Raw genomic sequence first — 19,810 nt, forward strand, 5'->3', positions numbered from 1 at the left:
CGTGAGACCAGCGGCTTCAAACGTGAGGGAGGGTCATGTTTCAGAAGATTCTGGTACGGACGTACCTGAATACCGGCGGGTAGGCCCCTAGATGCGGGGCCAAACGTGAGGATTTCCTCATGATTTTGTGCGATCCTCGGCCTTCATCAGGTCCTCAGGGGCGAGGGACGCCTGTGCACGAGGGAGCGGCTCCCAGGAGGGACGTGCCGCCACGAGAAGGAAGTCGAAACTCTTGACGATCAACGAGAGCACCGGGGCCGGATCGCGCGCACGGGTAGCACGGGTAGCCGGGGGAGCTACCGACAACAGGATCAAATCGTCGCTGCTGGATCGCCTGCTGGCGGGGGAGACCTATGCCCTGGCCTTCGGCGGTCAGGGCGCGCGCTGGCTGGGCGAGCTGGAGGAGATCGGGCGCGACAGCGCCCTGGAACCGGAGCTGACCGCACTGGTCAACGAGGCCGCCGCCAAGCTGGAGCCGATCGCGGCGCAGCTGCTGGTGGTGCGCCCGGTCGGCTTCGACCCCGTCGCCTGGATGCTGGAGGACGACCTCGCCGACCCCGACGCCGGTGAGGTGTCGGCCGCCCCGCCCGAGCAGGTGCTGCGATCGGCCGCCGTCTCGATGCCCGGCGTGTTCCTGACCCAGGTCGCCGCGCTGCGCGCGCTGCGCCTACAGGGCCTGGACCCGGCCGCGCACGCACCCGTCGCCATGATCGGGCACTCCCAGGGCCTGTTGGCCGCCGAGGCCGCCCGCACGCACGGCGCGCGCGACGCCGAACTGCTCGCGCTGGCCCAGATGATCGGCGCGGCGGCCACTCTCGTGGCCCGACGCCGCGGGCTGATCCCGGTGGGGGAGCGCTCGCCCATGGTGGCGGTGTCCAACGTCGACCCCGAGCAGCTGCGCGAGGTCGTCGCCGAGGTGTCGCAGGGCGTGGATGCCCAAGCCGCCGTGGTGGTCTCGATCCGCAACGGCCGCCGCCGCGCGGTGCTCTCCGGCACCGTGACCCAGCTGGAACGGGTGCGCCGCCGCTGCGCGGAGATCAATGCCGAGCAGACCCGCGACCGGGACGCCAAGCGGCGCGGCGGCGCGGTGTTCGCGCCGGTGTTCGAGGACGTCGACGTCGAGGTCGCCTTCCACCACCCCGCCCTGACCGACACCGTGGATCTCGTTGTCGGCTGGGCGAATCAGTGCGGCGTGGACGCCGACACGGCCGCGCGGCTGACCCGCGCCATCCTCGTCGACCCGGTCGACTGGGTGGGGACCGTCGAGGCGGCCGTCGCCGCCGGTGCGCACTGGGTGCTCGACCTGGGCCCCGGCGACCTGCTCTCCCGGCTCACCCAGGGCTCGCTGCGCGGCACGGGGGTCGGCATCGTCGCCGCCTCGACCCGGCCCGGGCAGCGCAACCTGTTCACCCCCGGCGCGGCCCCCGAGGTGGCCCCGGCGTGGTCGGCGTTCGCGCCGCAGCCGGTGCGGCTGCCCAACGGCCGCATCGTCGTCGAGACCGCCTTCACCCGCCTGACCGGCCGCTCGCCGATCCTGCTGGCGGGCATGACCCCGACCACCGTCGACGCGAAGATCGTTGCCGCCGCGGCGAATGCGGGCCACTGGGCGGAGCTCGCCGGTGGCGGCCAGGTCACCGAGCAGATCTTCGCCGACCGGGTGGCCGAGCTGAAGCGGCTTTTGCACCCGGGCCGCGCGGTCCAGTTCAATTCGCTGTTCCTCGACCCGTACCTGTGGAAGCTGCAGCTGGGCGGCAAGCGCCTGGTGCAGCGCTCCCGCGCCGCGGGCGCACCGTTCGATGGCGTGGTCGTCACCGCGGGCATTCCGGAGCTCGAGGAGGCCGTCGCGCTCATCGGCGAGCTCACCGAGATCGGCATCGAGCACGTGGCATTCAAACCCGGCACGGTGGCCCAGATCCGGGCCGTGCTGCGGATCGCCGACGAGGTGCCGGACTATCCGGTCATCACCCACATCGAGGGCGGCCGGGCCGGTGGGCACCACTCCTGGGAGGACCTCGACGACCTGCTGCTCGAGACCTACGCCGAGCTGCGCAACCGGCCGAACGTGATCGTCTGCGTCGGCGGCGGCATCGGCACGCCCGAGCGCGCCACCGAGTACCTGACCGGCGAATGGTCGGTGGCACACGGCTATCCGGCCATGCCGCTGGACGGCGTGCTGGTCGGCACCGCCGCCATGGCGACCCTGGAGGCCACCACCGCCCCCGAGGTGAAGCGGCTGCTGGTGCAGACCCCCGGCACCCCCGACTGGGTCGCCGCGGGCACCGCCACCGGCGGAATGGCCTCCGGCCGTAGCCAATTGGGCGCCGACATCCACGAGATCGACAACTCCGCCTCGCGCACCGGGCGACTGCTCGACGAGGTCGCCGGCGACGCCGACGCCGTCGCCGCCCGCCGTGAGGAGATCATCGAGGCCCTGAACCGCACGGCCAAGCCGTATTTCGGCGATGTGGCCGCCATGACCTACCGGGAATGGTTGCGGCGCTACGTCGAACTGACCGTGGGCCTGGACCGCCGCCGCGACTTCGACTGCGGCACCGACCTCGGCGACGCCATCACCGAGGCCACCCGCTCGGTGTGGCTGGACATCACCTGGCGCGACCGGTTCGCGGAGATGATGCGCCGCACCGAATCCCGCCTGCACCCCGCCGACCGCGGCGAGATCCCGACCCTGTTCGCCGACGACGAGGCGTTCGAGGATCCCGCGGAGGCGCTGACCGCGCTGGCCGAGCACTACCCGGATGCCGCCGAGACCGTGCTGCACCCCGCCGATGTGTCGTTCTTCGTGGCGCTGTGCAAGACCCCGGGCAAGCCGGTGAACTTCGTGCCGGTCGTCGACCGCGACGTGCGCCGCTGGTGGCGCTCGGATTCGCTGTGGCAGGCCCACGATCCGCGCTATTCGGCCGACCAGGTGTGCGTCATCCCGGGCACGGTGTCCGTCGCCGGGATCACCCGCGCCGACGAGCCGGTCGGCGAATTGCTGGACCGGTTCGAGCAGAACACCGCCTTCGCGCTGATGCGCGACGGCGTCACCCCGAAGGCGGTCGACGGCCGCCGCCGCGCCGAGGTCACCGCGGGCATCATCGACATCGTGCTCGCCGCACCGGATGTGGCGTGGGCGGGCCGCACCACGGTCAACCCGATCCACCGCCTCGGCGACCGCTTCGAATGGACCGTCGACGACAAGGGCGCGGTACACCCGCCGACCGGCGCCACCCTCACCCCCACCCAGGGCCCCGACACCGACCACGCCTACGTGGAACTGACGGTGCCGCTGCTGGGCCGCGACGCCGTGCGCATCCGCATGACCGTGCCCACCTCCGTGTACAACGGCGGTGCGCCGGTGGTGACCGAGGCCGACGCCGAGGAGGCGATGTCCGCGCTGCTGGCCGTCGCCGCCGGTCGCACCTTGCCGGAGGTCAAGTCCGCGGGCGGAATTCACGTCGCGCACGTGAATCTCGCGTGGACGCCGGATCTCATCGCCGATCACGCGGGCGTCACCGGCGCGGGCCTGCCGCCGACGCTGAGCACCATCGGCCGCACCGTGCCCGACGTGCTCGTGGGCGCCTGCTGGCCCGCGGTGTTCGCGGTGCTGGGCGCCGCCCGGACCGACGACGGCGCCAGCGTCATCGAGGGCATGCTCGACCTGGTGCACCTGGACCACCGCATCGAGCTGATGCACGAATTGCCGGACAGCCACGCGGTTCTCACCGTGCGCGCGGAATCCGGCGCGGTGGTCGACACCGATATGGGCCGCGTCGTGGAGGTGCGCGTCACCGTCGGCGTCATGCGCGACCACGGCCTGGACACCCCGGCGGTGGCGACACTGGTGGAGCGCTTCGCGATTCGCGGCCGCAACGGCGAGGGCGTGCTCGCCGATCCGCCGCGCGCCGCGGGCACGGTCTCCGAGCAGGCGCAGGACACGCCGCGGCGGCGGCGCCGGGACGTCACCGTCACCGCGCCGCGGGCCATGGCGGCCTTCGCCGAGGTGTCCGGCGACCACAACCCGATCCACACCAGCGATTCCGCCGCCAAGCTGGCCGGGCTGGGCAGCCCGATCGTGCACGGCATGTGGCTGTCGGCCGCCGCGCAGCACGTGGTCTCGGCGGTGGACCCCGAATCCGCGCTGCCCGCACGGACTCTCACCGCCTGGACCACCCGCTTCCTCGGCATGGTCCGCCCGGGCGCGGACATCGACGTGCGGGTCGAGCGGATCGCGGTCGACCGCGGCGGCGAGATCGTGGAGGTGTCCTGCCGCACCGGCGGCGATCTGGTGATGACCGCGACCGGGCGGCTGGCCGCGCCGAAGACCGTGTACGCCTTTCCCGGACAGGGCATTCAGACCAAGGGGATGGGCCTGGACGCGCGGTCGCGGTCCAAGGCGGCCAAGCAGGTCTGGGACCGCGCCGACAAGCACACCCGCGCGGCGCTCGGCTTCTCCATCCTCGCCGTGGTCCGCGACAACCCGACCTACCTCAAGGCGCGCGGCGTGGAATACCGCCACCCGCAGGGGGTTCTGCACCTGACCCAGTTCACCCAGGTCGCCATGGCGACCCTCGGCGTGGCCCAGGTGGCCGAGCTGCGCGAGGCCGGGGCGTTCGTGGAGGGCGCCATGCTGGCCGGGCATTCGGTCGGCGAGTACAACGCGCTGGCCGCGGTCGCCGGGGTGCTGCCGCTGGAGGCGGTGCTCGAGGTGGTGTTCCAGCGCGGCTCGGCCATGCACGAGCTGGTGCCGCGGGATGCCCAGGGCCGCAGCGACTATCGGATGGCCGCCATCCGGCCCTCGCAGATCGGGCTGCCCGACGCCGAGGTCGTCGACTACGTGGCGGCCATGGCCGAGCGGGCCGGTGAATTCCTCGAGGTTGTGAACCTGAACCTGCGCGGCGCCCAGTATGCGATCGCGGGCACGGTCAAGGGGCTCGAGGAGCTGGAGGCCGACATCGAGCGCCGCCGTGCGGAATTCGGCGGCAAGCGAGCGTTCATCCTGGTGCCCGGCATCGATGTGCCGTTCCATTCGACGGTGCTGCGCAAGGGCGTTCCCGAGTTCCGGCACAAGCTCGACGAGCTGCTGCCGCAGAACCTGCACCCGGAAGTCCTTGCCGGACGCTACATTCCGAATCTGGTGCCGCGGCCGTTCTCGCTGGAGCGCGACTTCATCGCCGAGATCGCCGCGTACGTGCCCTCCGAGCCGCTGGCCCGGGTGCTGGCCGACTTCGAGGACTGGGCGGCGCGCCCGGCCGAGCTGTGCCGGGTGGTGCTGATCGAGCTGCTGGCCTGGCAGTTCGCCAGCCCGGTGCGCTGGATCGAGACCCAGGACCTGCTGTTCGGCGATGTCGCCGACGGCGGGCTGGGCGTGGAGCGGTTCGTCGAGATCGGCCTGGCCGCCACGCCGACCGTCGCCAACCTGGCCGCCAACACCCTCAAGCTGCCGCAGTTCGCCACCGCCAAGGTGGAGGTGCTCAATATCGAGCGCGAGGCCGGTGTGGTGTACTCCACCGACACCGATCCCGCCGTGGTCGACGAGCCGGAAGAGACTGTGGCCGAGGCGGTTCCGGCCGCCGCGAGCCCGGCGGCCGCCCCGGTCGCCGCCCCCGCTGCCGCGGCAGGCCCGCGCCCGGACGACATCCCGTTCACCGCCGCCGACGCCACCCGCGTGCTGATCGCGCTGTGGACCAAGCTGCGGCTGGACCAGATCGGCCCGGTGGACACCATCGAGGGCCTGTGCGACGGCGTGTCCTCGCGCCGCAACCAGCTGCTGGTGGACCTCGGCTCCGAGCTGTCGCTGGGCGCCATCGACGGCGCCGCCGACGCGGACATGGGCGCGCTGTCGGTCACCGTCGAGCGCCTGGCCCGCACCTACAAGCCGTTCGGCTCGGTGCTGTCCGACGCCGTGAACGACCACCTGCGCAAGGTGTTCGGCCCGTCGGGCAGGCGCCCGGCCGCGGTCGCCGAGCGCGTGAAGAAGGTCTGGCAGCTCGGCGACGGCTGGGCCCACCACGTCACCGCCGAGGTGTCGCTGGGCACCCGCGAGGGCGCCAGCGTGCGCGGCGGCGATCTGGGCGGCCTGGTGTCGGGCGGTCTCGCCGACGGCGCGGCCGTGGACTCCGCGATCGACGCGGCCGTGCAGGCGGTCGCGGCCCGGCGCGGTGTCAGCGTGGCGTTGCCCGCGGCCGGTGGTGGCGGCGGCGCCACCGTCGACGCCGCGGCGCTGGGCGAGTTCACCGAGCAGATCACCGGCCGCGACGGCGTGCTGGCCACCGCGGCGCGGGTCGTGCTCGAGCAGCTCGGCCTCGCCGACGAGGCGACCGCGCCGGAGGCGACCGAGGAGTCGCTGGTCGACCTGGTCTCGGCCGAATTGGGTTCGGACTGGCCGCGTTTGGTGGCGCCGGTGTTCGACGGGCGCAAGGCGGTGCTGATCGACGACCGCTGGGCCACCGCCCGCGAGGATCTGGCCCGGCTGTGGCTGGGCAACGACGCCGACGTCGCCGACCTGCCGGTCGACGGCTACCTCGGCGCGGGCGATGCCGTTGCGGCGCAGGCGAACTGGTGGCGTGCGCGGGCGATGTCGGAGGCCCGCTCGGTGCTGGCCGGGGCGTACGAACGCATCGCCGCGGCCGCGACCACCGCCGAGGCCGGGGCCTGGTCCTCGGATATCGCGGTGATCACCGGCGCGAGCAAGGGTTCCATCGCGGCGGCCGTCGCCGGACGCCTGCTCGGCGGCGGCGCCACGGTCGTGGTCACCACCTCCAAGCTGGACGACGGACGGCTGGGCTTCTACAAGCGGCTCTACCGCGAGCACGCCCGCCACGGCGCGGCGCTGTGGGTGGTGCCCGCGAACATGGCCTCGTATCAGGACATCGACGCGCTGATCGACTGGGTCGGCAACGAGCAGTCCGACAATGCCGGTGGCGCCAAGGTTCTCGTGAAGCCCGCGATGACCCCGACGCTGCTGCTGCCGTTCGCCGCGCCGCGGGTGGCGGGCTACCTCTCCGACGCGGGCGCCCGCGCCGAGATGGAGATGCGGGTGCTGCTGTGGTCGGTGGAGCGGCTCGTCGGGGGCCTGTCGGCGCTCGGCTCCGACCACGACGTGGACGCGAAACTGCATGTGCTGCTTCCGGGTTCGCCCAACCGCGGCATCTTCGGCGGCGACGGCGCCTACGGCGAGTCCAAGGCGGCGCTGGACGCGGTGGTGGCCAAGTGGCGGGTGGAGAAGTCGTGGTCGCAGCGGGTCACCCTGGTGCACGCGCTGATCGGCTGGGTGCGCGGCACCGGGCTGATGGGCCACAACGATCCGCTCGTCGCCGCGGTCGAGAAGGCCGGTGTGCACACCTGGTCCACGCCGGAGATCGCCGACGAGCTGCTCAAATGGTGCACCTCGCGGGCCCGCCTGATCACCGCCTCGGGCCCACAGCAGATCGACCTGACCGGCGGCCTGGCCCGCGCCAAGCTGGACCTGTCGGCGCTCGCCAAGGACGCCGAGAACGAGTCCGCCGATGGTGACCGTCTGCCCGGCGATAGCGACCGTCTTCCCGGCGAAGGCCGGGACCGGACCATTCCCGCCCTGCCCGCGCCGCCCACGCAGACCTCCGCGCTGCCGGTGCCCGAATGGGGCCCGGTGACAGCGGATCTGCGCGACATGGTGGTCATCGTCGGCGCCGGGGAGCTCGGGCCCTACGGGTCGGCGCGCACCCGCTTCGAGATCGAGGTCTCCGACCGGCTGTCGGCGGCGGGCGTGCTGGAGCTGGCCTGGACCACCGGCCTGGTCACCTGGGAGAACGACCCCAAGCCGGGCTGGTACGACACCGAAACCGGGGACTACGTCGAGGAATTCGAGCTCGCCGACCGGTATCACGATGCGGTGGTGCAGCGCTGCGGCGTCCGCCGCTACGGCGACGACGGCGCCATGGTGGACAACTCCGCGCCGCTGCTCACCTCGGTGTTCCTGGACAAGGATCTGACGTTCGTGGTCCACGGTGAGGCCGAGGCCCGCGCGTTCCACGCCGCCGATCCCGAGCACACGGTCGTCAGCCCGGTGCCCGGCAGCGGCGACTGGCGGGTGATTCGCAAGGCGGGCACCGAGATTCGGGTGCCGCGCAAGGCGAAGCTGTCGCGGACCGTCGGCGGCCAGATCCCGGCGGGCTGGGATCCCACCCGGTGGGGCATCTCGCCGGATATGGCGGGCTCGATCGACCGGGTCGCGCTGTGGAACATCGTCTGCACCGTCGACGCGTTCCTGTCCTCCGGGTTCAGTCCGGCCGAGTTGATGAGCTGGGTGCACCCGGCGCTGGTGGCCAACACCCAGGGCACCGGCATGGGCGGCATGTCGTCGATGCGCTCGCTGTACATCGACAACCTGCTCGGCGAGCCGCGGGCCAACGACATCCTGCAGGAGGCGCTGCCGAACGTGGCGCTGGCGCACGTGGTGCAGTCCTATGTCGGCAGCTACGGCGGGATGATCCATCCGGTGGCGGCGTGCGCGACGGCGGCGGTGTCGGTCGAGGAGGGCGTGGACAAGATCCGGCTCGGCAAGGCCGAACTCGTGGTCGCGGGCGGCTTCGACGATCTGGGCATCGAGGGCATCGTCGGCTTCGGCGACATGTCGGCCACGGCGGACTCGGCGGCCATGAGCGCCAAGGGCATCAGCGACCGGTACTTCTCCCGGGCCAACGACCGCCGCCGCGGCGGCTTCGTCGAATCGCAGGGCGGCGGCACGATTCTGCTGGCGCGCGGTGACGTGGCGCTGGAGATGGGCCTGCCGGTGCTCGGCGTGGTGGCCTTCGCGCAGTCCTTCGCCGACGGCGTGCACACCTCCATTCCCGCACCGGGATTGGGCGCGCTGGGCGCGGGCCGCGGCGGCGCGGAGTCCCGGATGGCGGTCGAACTGCGCAAGCTGGGCGTCACGCCGGACGACATCGCGGTGGTGTCCAAGCACGACACCTCCACGGCCGCAAACGATCCCAACGAGTCCGAGCTGCACGAGCGGCTGGCCGCGGCGATCGGGCGGTCCGCGGGCGCACCGCTGTTCGTGGTCTCGCAGAAGTCGCTCACCGGGCACGCCAAGGGCGGTGCGGCCGCGTTCCAGCTCATCGGCCTGTGCCAGGTGCTGGAGCAGGGCGTGGTTCCGCCGAACCGCAGCCTCGACTGCGTCGACGACAAGATGGCCGAGTACCCGCACCTGGTGTGGGCGCGTGAGCCGCTGCGGTTCGGAGATCGGTTCGCGCTCAAGGCCGGTCTGGTCACCTCGCTCGGCTTCGGCCACGTCTCGGGCCTGCTCGCGATCGTGCATCCGCAGGCGTTCGTGGCGGCCATCGACCCGCAGCGCCGGGCCGACTACCAGCGCCGCGCCGAAGAGCGCCGCTTGACCGGCCGCCAGCGCTTCGCCGAGGCCATGTGCGGCGGCGCCCCGCTCTACGAGCGTCCCGCCGACCGCCGCCTGGGCGGAGAAGGCACGTCCGCCAAGCGAATTCGCCAGCTGGAGGCCGACATCCTGCTCTCCGACGGGGCCCGGCTGAGCGCCGACGGGGTGTACAGCGCGGCGCCGGAAGCCTGACGCCCGCCGGGGTAGTCCCTGGCCCCGGCATGCTTTTGGCCGGGGCCTTCCCCAAAACCACACTCGCATATCAGCGCAACTCGTGTGCACACACGGGTTGCGCTGATATGTTGCAGCCGATTCGACGAGTACTTCCCCAGAGGGTGAGGAGCTTTCACACCGTGACGATCCTCGGCATCGGCCTGGACTTGGTGACCATCTCCGAGTTCACCGAACAGCTCGAGCGGGCCGGAACCACCATGCTCCGTGAGAGTTTCACCGCGGGCGAGCGGCGGTACTGCCAGAGCAAGGGCGCCGACCCGGCCCGCAGCTTCGCGGCCCGCTGGGCGGCCAAGGAGGCCGTGCTCAAGGCCTGGGCGTCCTCCCGCTTCGCCCGCCGCCCCCAGATCGGCGACAACCCCTACCCCCTCATCGAGGTGGTGAACGACGCCTGGGGCCGCCCGAGCATCAAACTCCACGGCCTGGCCGCCGAATTCCTCCCCCGCGCCCGCGTCCACCTCTCCATCACCCACGACGGCGACACCGCCGCCGCCATGGTGGTCCTGGAAGACCCAGGCGAACTGGCCGACCTCATCGACCACCCGTAGCCCCCCGCCGATCGCCCCCCGCTTTGCCCGCCATTGTCGGCTCGGCTTGCCCGCCGGTCGGCCCCGGCTTACCGCCGTTCGTTGGCCCCGGCGGGCTTTTGGCCGGGGACTACAGTTGGGGGTCGCGTTGGCCGCCGGTGCGTGATTCCTTTTCGGCGACAAGGAGATACGCGACCATGAGGCGCTTGAGTTCGCCGACGGCGGCCTCGTGGCTGAGGCCGTCCTGGACCGAGAAGTTCATCATCGAATACACCACGTGCACCAGTACCTGGGCCATCATCGAGCGGCGGGCGCGGGGGGTGCGCGGCATCAGTGGGCGCAGCATCTGCTGCACCACCTCGGCGAACTCCTTCTCGTGGATGGCCCCGGTGGCGCGGGTGGAGGGCGTGGACTGCATGGCCAGCCACACCTCGCGCCGGGACGGGTCGGTCATCCACAGGTCGGCCAGGTGGTCGACGAGCTTGTTCATGTGCCGCAGCCAGTCCATCGACGGGATCTCGCCGTGGAAGTCGGCCAGTTCCTGCGAGACCGCCACCAGGTCCTGCCTATTGAGCTCGCAGACGATCACGTACTTGTTGGCGAAGAACTGGTAGAGGGTGCCGATCGGCACCTCGGCGCGCGCCGCCACCTCCTCACAGGTGAACGACTCGAATCCGACCTCCACCAGGAGCTCGCGGGACGCCTGCAGCAGCGCGTCGAATTTGCGCTTGCTTCGCTCCTGGGTGGGACGGCGCCGGGGCATCAGCTCCTGTGGGTCGTCCTGCAGCTCCAACGCCGGATCCGGACGTCGGGTCGACCTCGTTGCCGCGCGCGCTTCCACCACAGTCTCAGGCTAGCGGTAGCGACACGCGGATGACACGCGGCTGCGCCGGTCGACTGCCGTTTCGTTGTCGGTCATGACCCATCCGCGCCGGATGTGGTGACGAACACATACCGAGTATGCGTACCTCTACGTGGCGGAAGGCGTAATTGTGGTAGCTCGATCCGTGGTGACTTTAGGCGTTTCCACCGAGCGCGGCACCGTGCACGCGGTGGCGCTGACCGATGAGGGCAAGCTGCCCGACCGGGTATTGGTCCAACGGTCGCTGCGAATAGGCGGCGACGGCCGGTCGGATCTGGCACGTGCGGTCGAGGCCGTGCTGGAACTGCTGTCCGACGAGATCGGCCCCGACCGGGAAATCGGCGGGGCCGCAGTGGTTTACCGGGACCCGGCCGAGCGGCGGACCATCGTCACCGGCCTGGCGGACGGCCCGTGGCGAGCCGCCTCCATGGTCTCGGCCAAGACCGCGCACCTGGCCCTGGCCCGGGCGATGACCTGGGCCGACGAATTCGATCATCTGGTCGTCTGCGAGGTGGCGCCCGGATACCAGACGTTCACCCTCGTCGCACCCGAGCGCGACCGGGTGCTGGCCTCCCACACCACCACCAGCGCCACGGTGAGCAAGGAGACCATCCGCCCCGCGGCGACGGCGGCGTGGGACCAGTTCGACGCGGCCGGTGTGCGGCCGGATGCGGCGGTGCTGATCGGCTCGGCGGCCAGCCTGCCCGCGGTGGCCACGGTGCTGTCCAGCGGCTTCGGCGCGCCGCTGGTGCCGTGCCAGATCGCCACCGTCGCGACGGCCGCCGGCGCCGCCCTGGTGGTGGAGGTGGCCGAGGAGACGGAGGCCGTGCCGGAGCAGTCGGGGCGGACCCGCCGTACGGCCGCGCTGTTCGCCGCGGCCAGCGTGCTGGCGGGCGGCCTGGTGGGTGGCGGGTTCTACGTCACCGCCAACCACTCCCGGTCGGTCACCGCCTCGCGGCACGCCGATACCCGCGTCGCGGCCGATATCCAGCGGGTCCCGGCGGCCGTGCCGCTCCCGCAGCCGGAGTTCGGGCCCGCGCCCGAGGCGTCGCCGCCGCCCGGCGACGCGATCGCCGACACGGACTCGTCCGCGGCCCCCGACGTGGTGACGGTCGACCCCGCCACCGTGAACTGGGGCTCGTCGGGCGAGGGCCAGCGCCTCGGGGTGCGCGGAAGCGACACCGCCCCTTCGGATTCCGAGGCGGCCAAGGCTCCGGACAAGCCGCAGCCGCAAACCGATTCCGCCGCGTCCGCGCCCGCCCAGGCCGCCCCCGGCTCGGGCGCGCCCGCCCCGGCGACTTCGGCCCCGATGAATCCCGCCACCGCACCCAACGGGGCCCTGCTGTTCCCCGGCGAGTCCGCCCCACCCCAGTTCGGCACCGCCGATTTCGACCACTGGTGGGACAACCACTGGCATTTGGTGATGCAGTGGGTATCGGGGATGACTACGCCTCGCACGTGAGTGGGTGGCCTGTGGTCCCGGCCAAAAGCGTGCCGGGACCATAGGTTTGGCGTGCCGGGTCCAGGTTTGGGACGCCGGGGCCGTGGGTTTGGCACGCCGGGCCATTGGCTTCCGGCGTGCTCTCCCATGTTTCCGGCATGCTTTTGGCCGGAAACCCGCCTACACCGACAGGTCGCGGCGCAGCTTGGCGACGTGGCCGGTGGCTCGGACGTTGTACTGGGCCAGGGCGATTGTGCCCTGCTCGTCGACCAGGAAGGTGGAGCGGATGACGCCGGTGATCTTCTTGCCGTACATCATCTTCTCGCCGTAGGCGCCCCAGGCGGTGAGGACCTCGCGGTCGGGGTCCGACAGCAGGGGGAAGGTCAGCTTCTCGTTGTCGCGGAACTTGGCGAGCTTGGCGGGCTTGTCGGGGGAGATGCCGACGACGTCGATCCCGGCCCCGCCGAGCTCCGCCAGGCTGTCGCGGAAATCGCACGCCTGCTTGGTGCAGCCGGGGGTGCTGGCGGCCGGGTAGAAGTACACGATCACCTTCCGGCCGCGGTAGTCGGCGAGCGACACCGGCTTGCCGTCGGCGTCGGGGAGCGTGAACTCGGGGGCGGCGTCGCCCGGACTGAGTCGCTGGTTCTCGGTCATGACCAAGCACGGTAATCGACAGAGGTGACAGCGACCCGCCCATCCCGGTCCCGGATAGACTCGACCACCAGCGGCTAGGGTCGACACACCGACGAATACAGGAGATCAAGGGTGGCGAAGAATACCGAGAGCATCGAACGGGACATCGAGGTCGCGCGCAATCGACTCGCGAACACCCTCGACGAGCTCGCGGTGCGGGCCGATCCGCAGCGGATCGCCGACAAGACCAAGCACGCCGTGCTGGCGAAGCTCAACGAGCCGAAGGTGAAGTACGGCCTGATCGGCGCGGGCGCCCTGGTCGTGCTGCTGATCGGGGTGAAGATCGTCCGCCGCTGAGGGCCAGGACCGCCGTTCTACGAAACACCCGGTGTGGCTGTGCCACACCGGGTGTCGTCGTTCACCGGGCGAATCAGACCGTCGGGCAGGCCATTCCGGTGCCGTCCGGGTCCAGGTGCGGGGAGTAGCCGGGCTGGCCACGAAACAGCGGCGCCACACCCGCGGCGCGGGCCGCGTCGCAGTCCTTGTAGACCGGACCACCGGCGGAGCCGGTCTGGGCCAGGCCGGAGGAGCCGGTGGCGCCGACGAGATCGTCGATCCCCGACGATCCGGTGCCCGCCGAACCCGTCGGGATGGTCGGGGCGTCGGCTAGTGCGGTCGGGGCGATCGGGGCGGCGAGGGTGACCAATCCCGCGCCCACGGTCACGATGAGCCTGCGTACGTTCATGTAGTCCTCGATGTCAGCTGCGGTTGATACGGCGGTGGGTCGGCACTCCCCGCGGTGGCCGGACCCGGACCGCGGTGTCTACTGTTCTGATGGGCGGTGCCGTTGTCAACTGGAGCGGTGCGATCGCGTCGACTTCCCAGTCGATTCCCAGTCGGTTGCCCGGCGGGGCGGCCGGAAAATCGTTGCGTTCGCCCATGATTCGAGGAACGACAGCACGCGAGGGCGCGCCTAGTGGGTGACGACCGTGCACTGCCCGCCCGAGAACATCGGTGTCTGATCGACCGGCAGGCCGGGATCCGGGTCGACGATGATGTCGAAGTCACCGGTGATCGACGCCTCGCAGTCGTCGAGCGCGGGTTCGGGCTGCATGCTCGCCGGGCCCATCCACAGATCCACGTGGCGCTTCTGGTTCTGCCAGTCGGTGGTGCATTCGGCGCAGCCGTCCTCCATGATGAAGTACTTCTGCAGGTGCGGGACGTAGATGATGGTGCCGGGTTTGTGCTCGCCCGGATCGGTGGCGAAGGTGATCGGGCGATCGTGGGTGCCCAGATCCTCGGTGGCCTGCTGGTGGATCTGCGGGTAGGCGATGACGGCGGTGCCGTAGTGGCCGTTGCCGTCGTCGTTGTCGTTGAATCCGTAGGACGTGACGTAGACGTGGTAGGTCTGCGAGTCCGCGTGTGCGGTCGCGAGTGGCATGCCGACCACCAGTCCCATCGTGGCCGTTGCCGTCGCGAACAGAGATCCGATTGTACGGAACATGGTTGTGCCCCTATGAAAGACAGACGTTCGAACCGAGTTACCAAACTGTCCGGGACTTTTGGATGGGAACAGTTTCACACCCGGGCCGAGTTTTCGCGCGCCGATTCGCGGAAATGTATGAGAGAGATTACGTTCATCGGTATTGACAGTCGAATGTGATGCTGCCCCAGCATCATTCACGTATCTGAATGGCGCGGACACAAGTGCGGCACAACCGCGATATCGCGTATTGCACTCGACCGAACTCTCGAACAAGATCTACCGTGAAGGAATGGAATGGGCGTATCGCACAGCTGAGCAGACCCTCGCCGCGCTGCGGGCGGGGGAGGTGACCTCGGTCGAGCTGACCGAGGCATCGATCGCGCGGATCGAGAAGTACGACGGGGCCGTCAACGCGATCTGCGTGCCGGACTTCGAGCGGGCCAGGGCCGCGGCGCGGGAGGCGGACGCGGCGCGCGCTCGCGGCGAGGATCGCCCGCTGCTCGGCCTGCCCGTGACGGTCAAGGAGTCCTACAACATCGCCGGGCTGCCCACCACCTGGGGCATCCCGGAGTTCGCGGGCTACCTGCCGGAGGAGGACGCGCTGCAGGTGTCGCGGCTGAAGGCGGCGGGCGCGGTGCTGCTGGGGAAGACCAATGTGCCGCTGGTCCTGCGGGATTGGCAGAGCTACAACGACATCTACGGGGTCACCAACAATCCGTGGGACCTCGACCGCAGTCCCGGCGGGTCCTCCGGTGGGTCGGCGGCGGCGCTGGCGGCGGGGTACGGCGCGCTGTCCATCGGCTCCGATATCGCGGGCTCCCTGCGGGTTCCGGCGCATTTCTGCGGCGTCTACGCGCACAAGCCGACCTACGGCCTGACGCCGTCGCGCGGGCATCTCGCGCCCGGCGCGCCCGCACTGCCCACCGCGATCGATCTCGCCGTCGTCGGTCCCATGGCGCGCTCGGCGCGCGATCTCGCGCTGCTGCTCGACCTGATGGTGGCCCCCGACCCGCTGACCCTCGGGCTGGCCTACACCGTGAACCTGCCCGCGCCGCGGCACGACCGGCTGGCCGACTTCCGCGTGCTGGTCCTCGACGAGCACCCGACGCTGCCCACCGGCTCGTCGGTGCGGGCCGGAATCGAGCGGGTCGCCGCCGCGCTGATCGCGGCGGGCGCCCGCGTCGAGCGGCACAGCCCGCTGCTGCCCGACCTGACCGACACCGCGGCGCTGTACTCCCGGCTGCTGACCGCCGCGCTGAGTGTGAATATGCCCGCGCCCGCCTACGAGCAGATCCGCACGGCCGCAGCGCAACTCGACCCCGCCGACGACAGCCCGGCCGCCGAGAGCCTGCGCGGCATGGTGCTCGGCCACCGGGACTGGCTGGCCGCCGACGCCCGCCGCGAGCAGCACCGCCACGGGTGGCGGGCGCTGTTCGCCGAATTCGATGCCGTGGTGTGCCCGGTCTCGCCGACGCCCGCGTTCCCGCACGACCACACCGACTGGCAGACGCGGCGCATCGACATCGACGGCGCGGACCACCCGTACGGCGATCAGATGGCGTGGGCAGGCGTGGCGACCATGTCCGGCCTACCCGCCACCGCGATCCCGGCGGGCCGCGGCGACGACGGCCTGCCGGTGGGCGTGCAGATCCTGGGCCCGATGTTCTGCGACCGCACCCCGCTCCGCCTGGCCGAACTGCTCGAGCGGGAGATCGGCGGCTTCGAACCACCGGCCCTCGGCTGAGCACGTCCACTCGTCATCCCGGCGTGGCACGTCCACTCGTCGTCCCGGCGTGCTTCCACTCGTCGTCCCGGATGCTTCCACTCGTCACCCCGGCGTGCCACGTCCCACTCGTCATCCCGGCGTGCTTTTGGCCGGGGACTTCCCATCGCCGAACGGCTCGTCGCGCTCCCGGACCGCCTCGCGGAAACCCGCTGTCGCGGCGCGGGTCTGGAATGCGTAACCCTCGCGGGTGTGCCGGGAGATGCCGTCGAAGACGGTGCTGATCATTGCGGAGTTGGCGACGCCCTGCGCCAGCAGCGCGCTGTTCAGCGCCAGCTTCGCCATGACGAGCTGATTGATCGGGACCTGCGAAATACGGTGCAGCAGGGCCTCGGTGCGGTCGTCGAGTTCGTCGGCGGGCCAGGACTCCACGGCTAGGCCCCATTCCACGGCCTGCCGCCCGGTCAGGCAGTCGCCGGTGAACAGCAGGCGTTTGGCGCGCTGGTCGCCGAGCCGGTGCGCCCACATGCCCGCGGCGGGGATTCCCCAGACGCGGGTGGGCGGATAGCCGATCTTGGTGTCGTCGGCGCAGACGATCTGGTCGGCGAACAGCGCGATATCGGTGCCGCCCGCGACCGCGAAGCCGTGCAGCTTGGCCACCGTCGGCTTGTTCGCGTACAGCAGGCTGGCGAAGCCGCGGTTGCACCGGCTCATCATCTGGTAGTCCACCATGGGATCCCATGTGCCCCGGGGATTGTGGTTGCGCGCCTGCACCATCGGGTCCAGCGGGGTGCCGGTGTCCGGCCGCGCCCCGCCCTCGGCGACCACCCCACCCTCGTCGAGCACCGACAGGTCGTACCCGCCGCAGAAGCCCTTGCCCCGCCCGGACACCACCATCACATGCACCCGCGGATCCAGATCGGCGCGCTCGACCGCATGGGCCAGCTCCCCCGGGGTGTCCATGGTGATGGCATTACCGTGCTCGGGCCGGTCGAAGGTGATGCGCGCGATCCGCCCGGTGACCTCGTAGGTGAGCGTGCGATAGCGATGCTCGTCGCCCACTATCGGGCGCCCGGCGTACGGCGAATCGTCTCCGGCGGTCGCGTCATCGCGCCAAGCCGCCGGTCGGGTACCGGAATGCTCTGTGTCCACCCAAGAAGTGAACCTCGGTTCATTTCTTACTGTCAACCCTCGCTGCGCTCGGGTACGGGGGATTGACGGGCGGGTACGGGGGATTGACGGGCGGGTCCGGGGACTCAGGAGCGCGAGGGGATGGTGAGGAGTGCCTTCGACCGGTCAGGATCGGTCGGGCTCCGACCATGGTGTCACCGGCGGCTTTACCCACAGGATCTTTTCGTCCAGGTGATTGCGTTGTGCTGCGGGGTGGTTCGGGTTTCGGGTGGCCCAGGCGTCTTTTTGGTCGAGGAGGTGGGCTACCTGGGTCCAGGTTTCGTCGGTGCCGGGTGGGTTGATGTTGGCGGCGCGGGCCAGTTTGCGGCGGGTGGTGGGTGGGAGGGCCAGGAGTTCGGGGGCGGTGATGCCGCGGGGCCAGAGGTAGGCGGCCAGGCGGCGGGCCTTGTCGGCGCGGCTCTTGTCGGCGGAGTCGGTGTGTGCGTAGTCGGTCATGGTTCGGCGAGGCCCTGGCGGTAGGCGTAGCGGACCGCGTCCGCTCGATTGCGTGCGCCGATCTTGGCGAAGGCGTTGTTGATATGGGTTTTCACGGTGGTTTCCTCGACGAACAGGGCCGCGGCGATCTCGGCATTGTTGAGGCCGCGGCCGATCAGGCCGATCACCTCCGCCTCGCGGGCGGTGAGGCCGTCCGGCTTCGGGGCGGCTCGCTCGGTGCGCGCCCGCTCGGCCTTCGGCGGGTCGGCGGCCGGGCGGGTCAGCGCGGCCACCAGCCGCCGCGACACGGCCGGATCGAAGGTGGACTGCCCGGCGGCCGCGGCCCGGATCGCCGCCGTGATCTCCACGCGCCCGGCATCTTTGGTGAGATAGCCGCGCGCCCCGGCCCGCAGCGCGGCCGCGATGGAATCGTCGTCGGAGTAGGTGGTCAGCACCAGCACCGCGGTCCGCGGATAGTCGCGCGCGATCCGCTCGGTGGCCGCGACGCCGTCGGTTCCGGGCATGCGCAGATCCATCAGCACCACCTGCGGGCTCAGCTCCGCCACCGCGCGCAGCGCCTGATCGCCGTCGCCGACCGCGCCGACCACGGTCACCTCGTCGGACAGCCCGAGCAGCGCCACCAGACCTTCCCGCACGACCTGCTGGTCGTCCACCACGAGCACCCGGATCGCCTCGTTCACTCCGGAACCTCCGCCGTCACCAGCCAGCCATCACCCTCGTGCGGACCGGCGGACAGGGTGCCCCCCGCCAGCGCGATCCGCTCGCGCATTCCGGTCAGACCGTACCCGCCGCCGGGGACGGGCTCCGGGGCCCGGTCGGTCGGCGGGTTGCTCACCGACAGGCGCACGCGGTCGGGCCGGTAGTCGAGGGTCACGGTGACGGCCGCGCCCGGCGCGTGCTTGGCGGCATTGGTCAGCGCCTCGCGCGCGGTGCGCAGCAGCGAGACCGTCGCCGCCGAGCCGAGCGGCCGCGGCGTCCCGGCCCGGTGCCAGTCGATGACCAGGTGATGATCGCGCCGGCACCGCTCGACCAGCTCGGCCACCGCCTCGTGCAGCGGCGGCACGTCCTCGCGCAGGGCCGCCACCGCGCCCCGGGCCTCGGCCAGCCCGTCGGCCGCCAGCCGCCGCGACCGGCGCAACCGGGCGAGCGCGCCGTCCACATCGCCCTTGTCGCCGAGCAGTCCCTCGGCCACCTCGAGCTGAATGGTCAACGCGCCCAACGAATGTGCCAGCACATCATGCATTTCCCGGGCGATGCGGGCGCGTTCGTCCAGCGCCGCCGCGCGGGCGTGTTCGTGCTGGGCGCGGCGGGTCTGCTCGAGCAGCAGTTCGGTCTGGTTCACCCGGACCAGGTACTGGCGGCGATACAGGCCGCCCAACATGAGCGCGACCAGGATTGCCAGGTAGGTCAGCAGTTCGCCGCGGGTGCGCCCGGCCCACAGGCATCCGATGGTCAGGATCATCGCGCAGCCGAGGCCGATCGGCACGATCACCCGGGTCGGCAGCGCGGTCTGCTGGCTGAGCATGCTCGCCGCCGCGCACGCCATGACGATCGCCGCCCCGTCCGCGGCCGGTCCGACGGTGGCGGCGCCGAGCACCGCGCACATGATCAGTCCGGCGGCTCCCCAGCTCGGGCGCCACCGCTGGCACAGCGCGTGAATCAGCCAGCCCCCGAACGCCGTTGCCAGCACCGCCCACTCCCAGCCCGGCACCACGCGACCGTGGTTGACGAGCAGATTCACGGTCAGCAGGACGGTGCCGAGGGCTCGCCACAGCGGGCTGCTCTCCGGGTCGCCGCTGATCATCCGCTGCCAGGTTCGCAGCAGCTGCTGCCGCACCGGCCCTCCTTCCGTGGTCGTCGTCCGCATTCTCCCGTGCCTGCGCACTGTGGCGGCGACGGCGTCGGGGC

13 protein-coding genes are annotated in these 19,810 nt (G+C 71.3%); 5 read left to right on the forward strand and 8 right to left on the reverse strand.

Annotated elements, in window-relative coordinates; all coding sequences use genetic code 11:
* Positions 1-232 precede the first annotated feature (232 nt).
* Complete coding sequence (locus tag HPY32_RS02550; protein ID WP_067582767.1) at positions 233-9,565, forward strand: type I polyketide synthase; 9,333 nt, start codon at positions 233-235, stop codon at positions 9,563-9,565.
* Between the two features lie 161 nt (positions 9,566-9,726).
* Positions 9,727-10,152, forward strand: a complete 426-nt coding sequence (gene acpS / locus HPY32_RS02555; RefSeq protein WP_067585636.1) for a holo-ACP synthase AcpS — start codon at positions 9,727-9,729, stop codon at positions 10,150-10,152.
* Between the two features lie 109 nt (positions 10,153-10,261).
* Here acpS and HPY32_RS02560 read toward each other — a convergent pair whose 3' ends face one another.
* Complete coding sequence (locus HPY32_RS02560; protein WP_373686615.1) at positions 10,262-10,894, reverse strand: TetR/AcrR family transcriptional regulator; 633 nt, start codon at positions 10,892-10,894, stop codon at positions 10,262-10,264.
* 247 nt (positions 10,895-11,141) lie between these two features.
* Here HPY32_RS02560 and HPY32_RS02565 point away from each other — a divergent pair, with 247 nt between their 5' ends.
* Positions 11,142-12,455 carry a DUF7159 family protein gene (locus HPY32_RS02565; protein ID WP_156674173.1) on the forward strand — a complete coding sequence of 438 codons (1,314 nt, stop codon included), beginning with the start codon at positions 11,142-11,144 and terminating at the stop codon, positions 12,453-12,455.
* 159 nt (positions 12,456-12,614) lie between these two features.
* Here the strand turns inward: HPY32_RS02565 and bcp are convergent, their stop codons facing one another.
* Entirely contained in the window at positions 12,615-13,088 is a 474-nt protein-coding gene (gene bcp / locus HPY32_RS02570) for a thioredoxin-dependent thiol peroxidase (protein WP_067582773.1), read from the reverse strand.
* A gap of 111 nt (positions 13,089-13,199) precedes the next feature.
* On the opposite strand from bcp, the gene HPY32_RS02575 reads away from it, so the two are divergent.
* A complete protein-coding gene (locus HPY32_RS02575) occupies positions 13,200-13,424 on the forward strand; it encodes a DUF3618 domain-containing protein (protein ID WP_067582776.1) in 225 nt (74 codons plus the stop codon).
* Between the two features lie 73 nt (positions 13,425-13,497).
* On the opposite strand, the gene HPY32_RS02580 is transcribed toward HPY32_RS02575, so the two are convergent.
* Positions 13,498-13,812: an excalibur calcium-binding domain-containing protein gene (locus HPY32_RS02580; protein ID WP_067582779.1), complete on the reverse strand. Its 315-nt coding sequence runs from the start codon at positions 13,810-13,812 to the stop codon at positions 13,498-13,500.
* Between the two features lie 228 nt (positions 13,813-14,040).
* On the reverse strand, positions 14,041-14,571 hold the full coding sequence (locus tag HPY32_RS02585) for a hypothetical protein (protein WP_156674174.1): 531 nt from the start codon (positions 14,569-14,571) through the stop codon (positions 14,041-14,043).
* A 271-nt stretch (positions 14,572-14,842) separates the two neighbouring features.
* Here HPY32_RS02585 and HPY32_RS02590 point away from each other — a divergent pair, with 271 nt between their 5' ends.
* Positions 14,843-16,297, forward strand: a complete 1,455-nt coding sequence (locus HPY32_RS02590; RefSeq protein ID WP_067585642.1) for an amidase — start codon at positions 14,843-14,845, stop codon at positions 16,295-16,297.
* A gap of 111 nt (positions 16,298-16,408) precedes the next feature.
* On the opposite strand, the gene HPY32_RS02595 is transcribed toward HPY32_RS02590, so the two are convergent.
* The 4 genes from HPY32_RS02595 to HPY32_RS46035 form a co-directional block, all read right to left on the reverse strand.
* A complete protein-coding gene (locus HPY32_RS02595) occupies positions 16,409-17,428 on the reverse strand; it encodes a crotonase/enoyl-CoA hydratase family protein (RefSeq protein ID WP_067582785.1) in 1,020 nt (339 codons plus the stop codon).
* A gap of 144 nt (positions 17,429-17,572) precedes the next feature.
* On the reverse strand, positions 17,573-17,902 hold the full coding sequence (locus tag HPY32_RS02600) for a hypothetical protein (protein WP_067582788.1): 330 nt from the start codon (positions 17,900-17,902) through the stop codon (positions 17,573-17,575).
* On the reverse strand, positions 17,899-18,582 hold the full coding sequence (locus HPY32_RS02605) for a response regulator transcription factor (RefSeq protein WP_067582791.1): 684 nt from the start codon (positions 18,580-18,582) through the stop codon (positions 17,899-17,901). The genes HPY32_RS02600 and HPY32_RS02605 overlap by 4 nt, the downstream gene beginning before the upstream one ends.
* Entirely contained in the window at positions 18,579-19,739 is a 1,161-nt protein-coding gene (locus HPY32_RS46035) for a sensor histidine kinase (RefSeq protein ID WP_197696406.1), read from the reverse strand. Before HPY32_RS46035 ends, HPY32_RS02605 begins: the two co-directional genes overlap by 4 nt.
* Positions 19,740-19,810: the final 71 nt, after the last annotated feature.

The sequence above is a fragment of the Nocardia terpenica genome (genome assembly GCF_013186535.1).
In the GTDB taxonomy this organism is placed as follows: domain Bacteria; phylum Actinomycetota; class Actinomycetes; order Mycobacteriales; family Mycobacteriaceae; genus Nocardia; species Nocardia terpenica.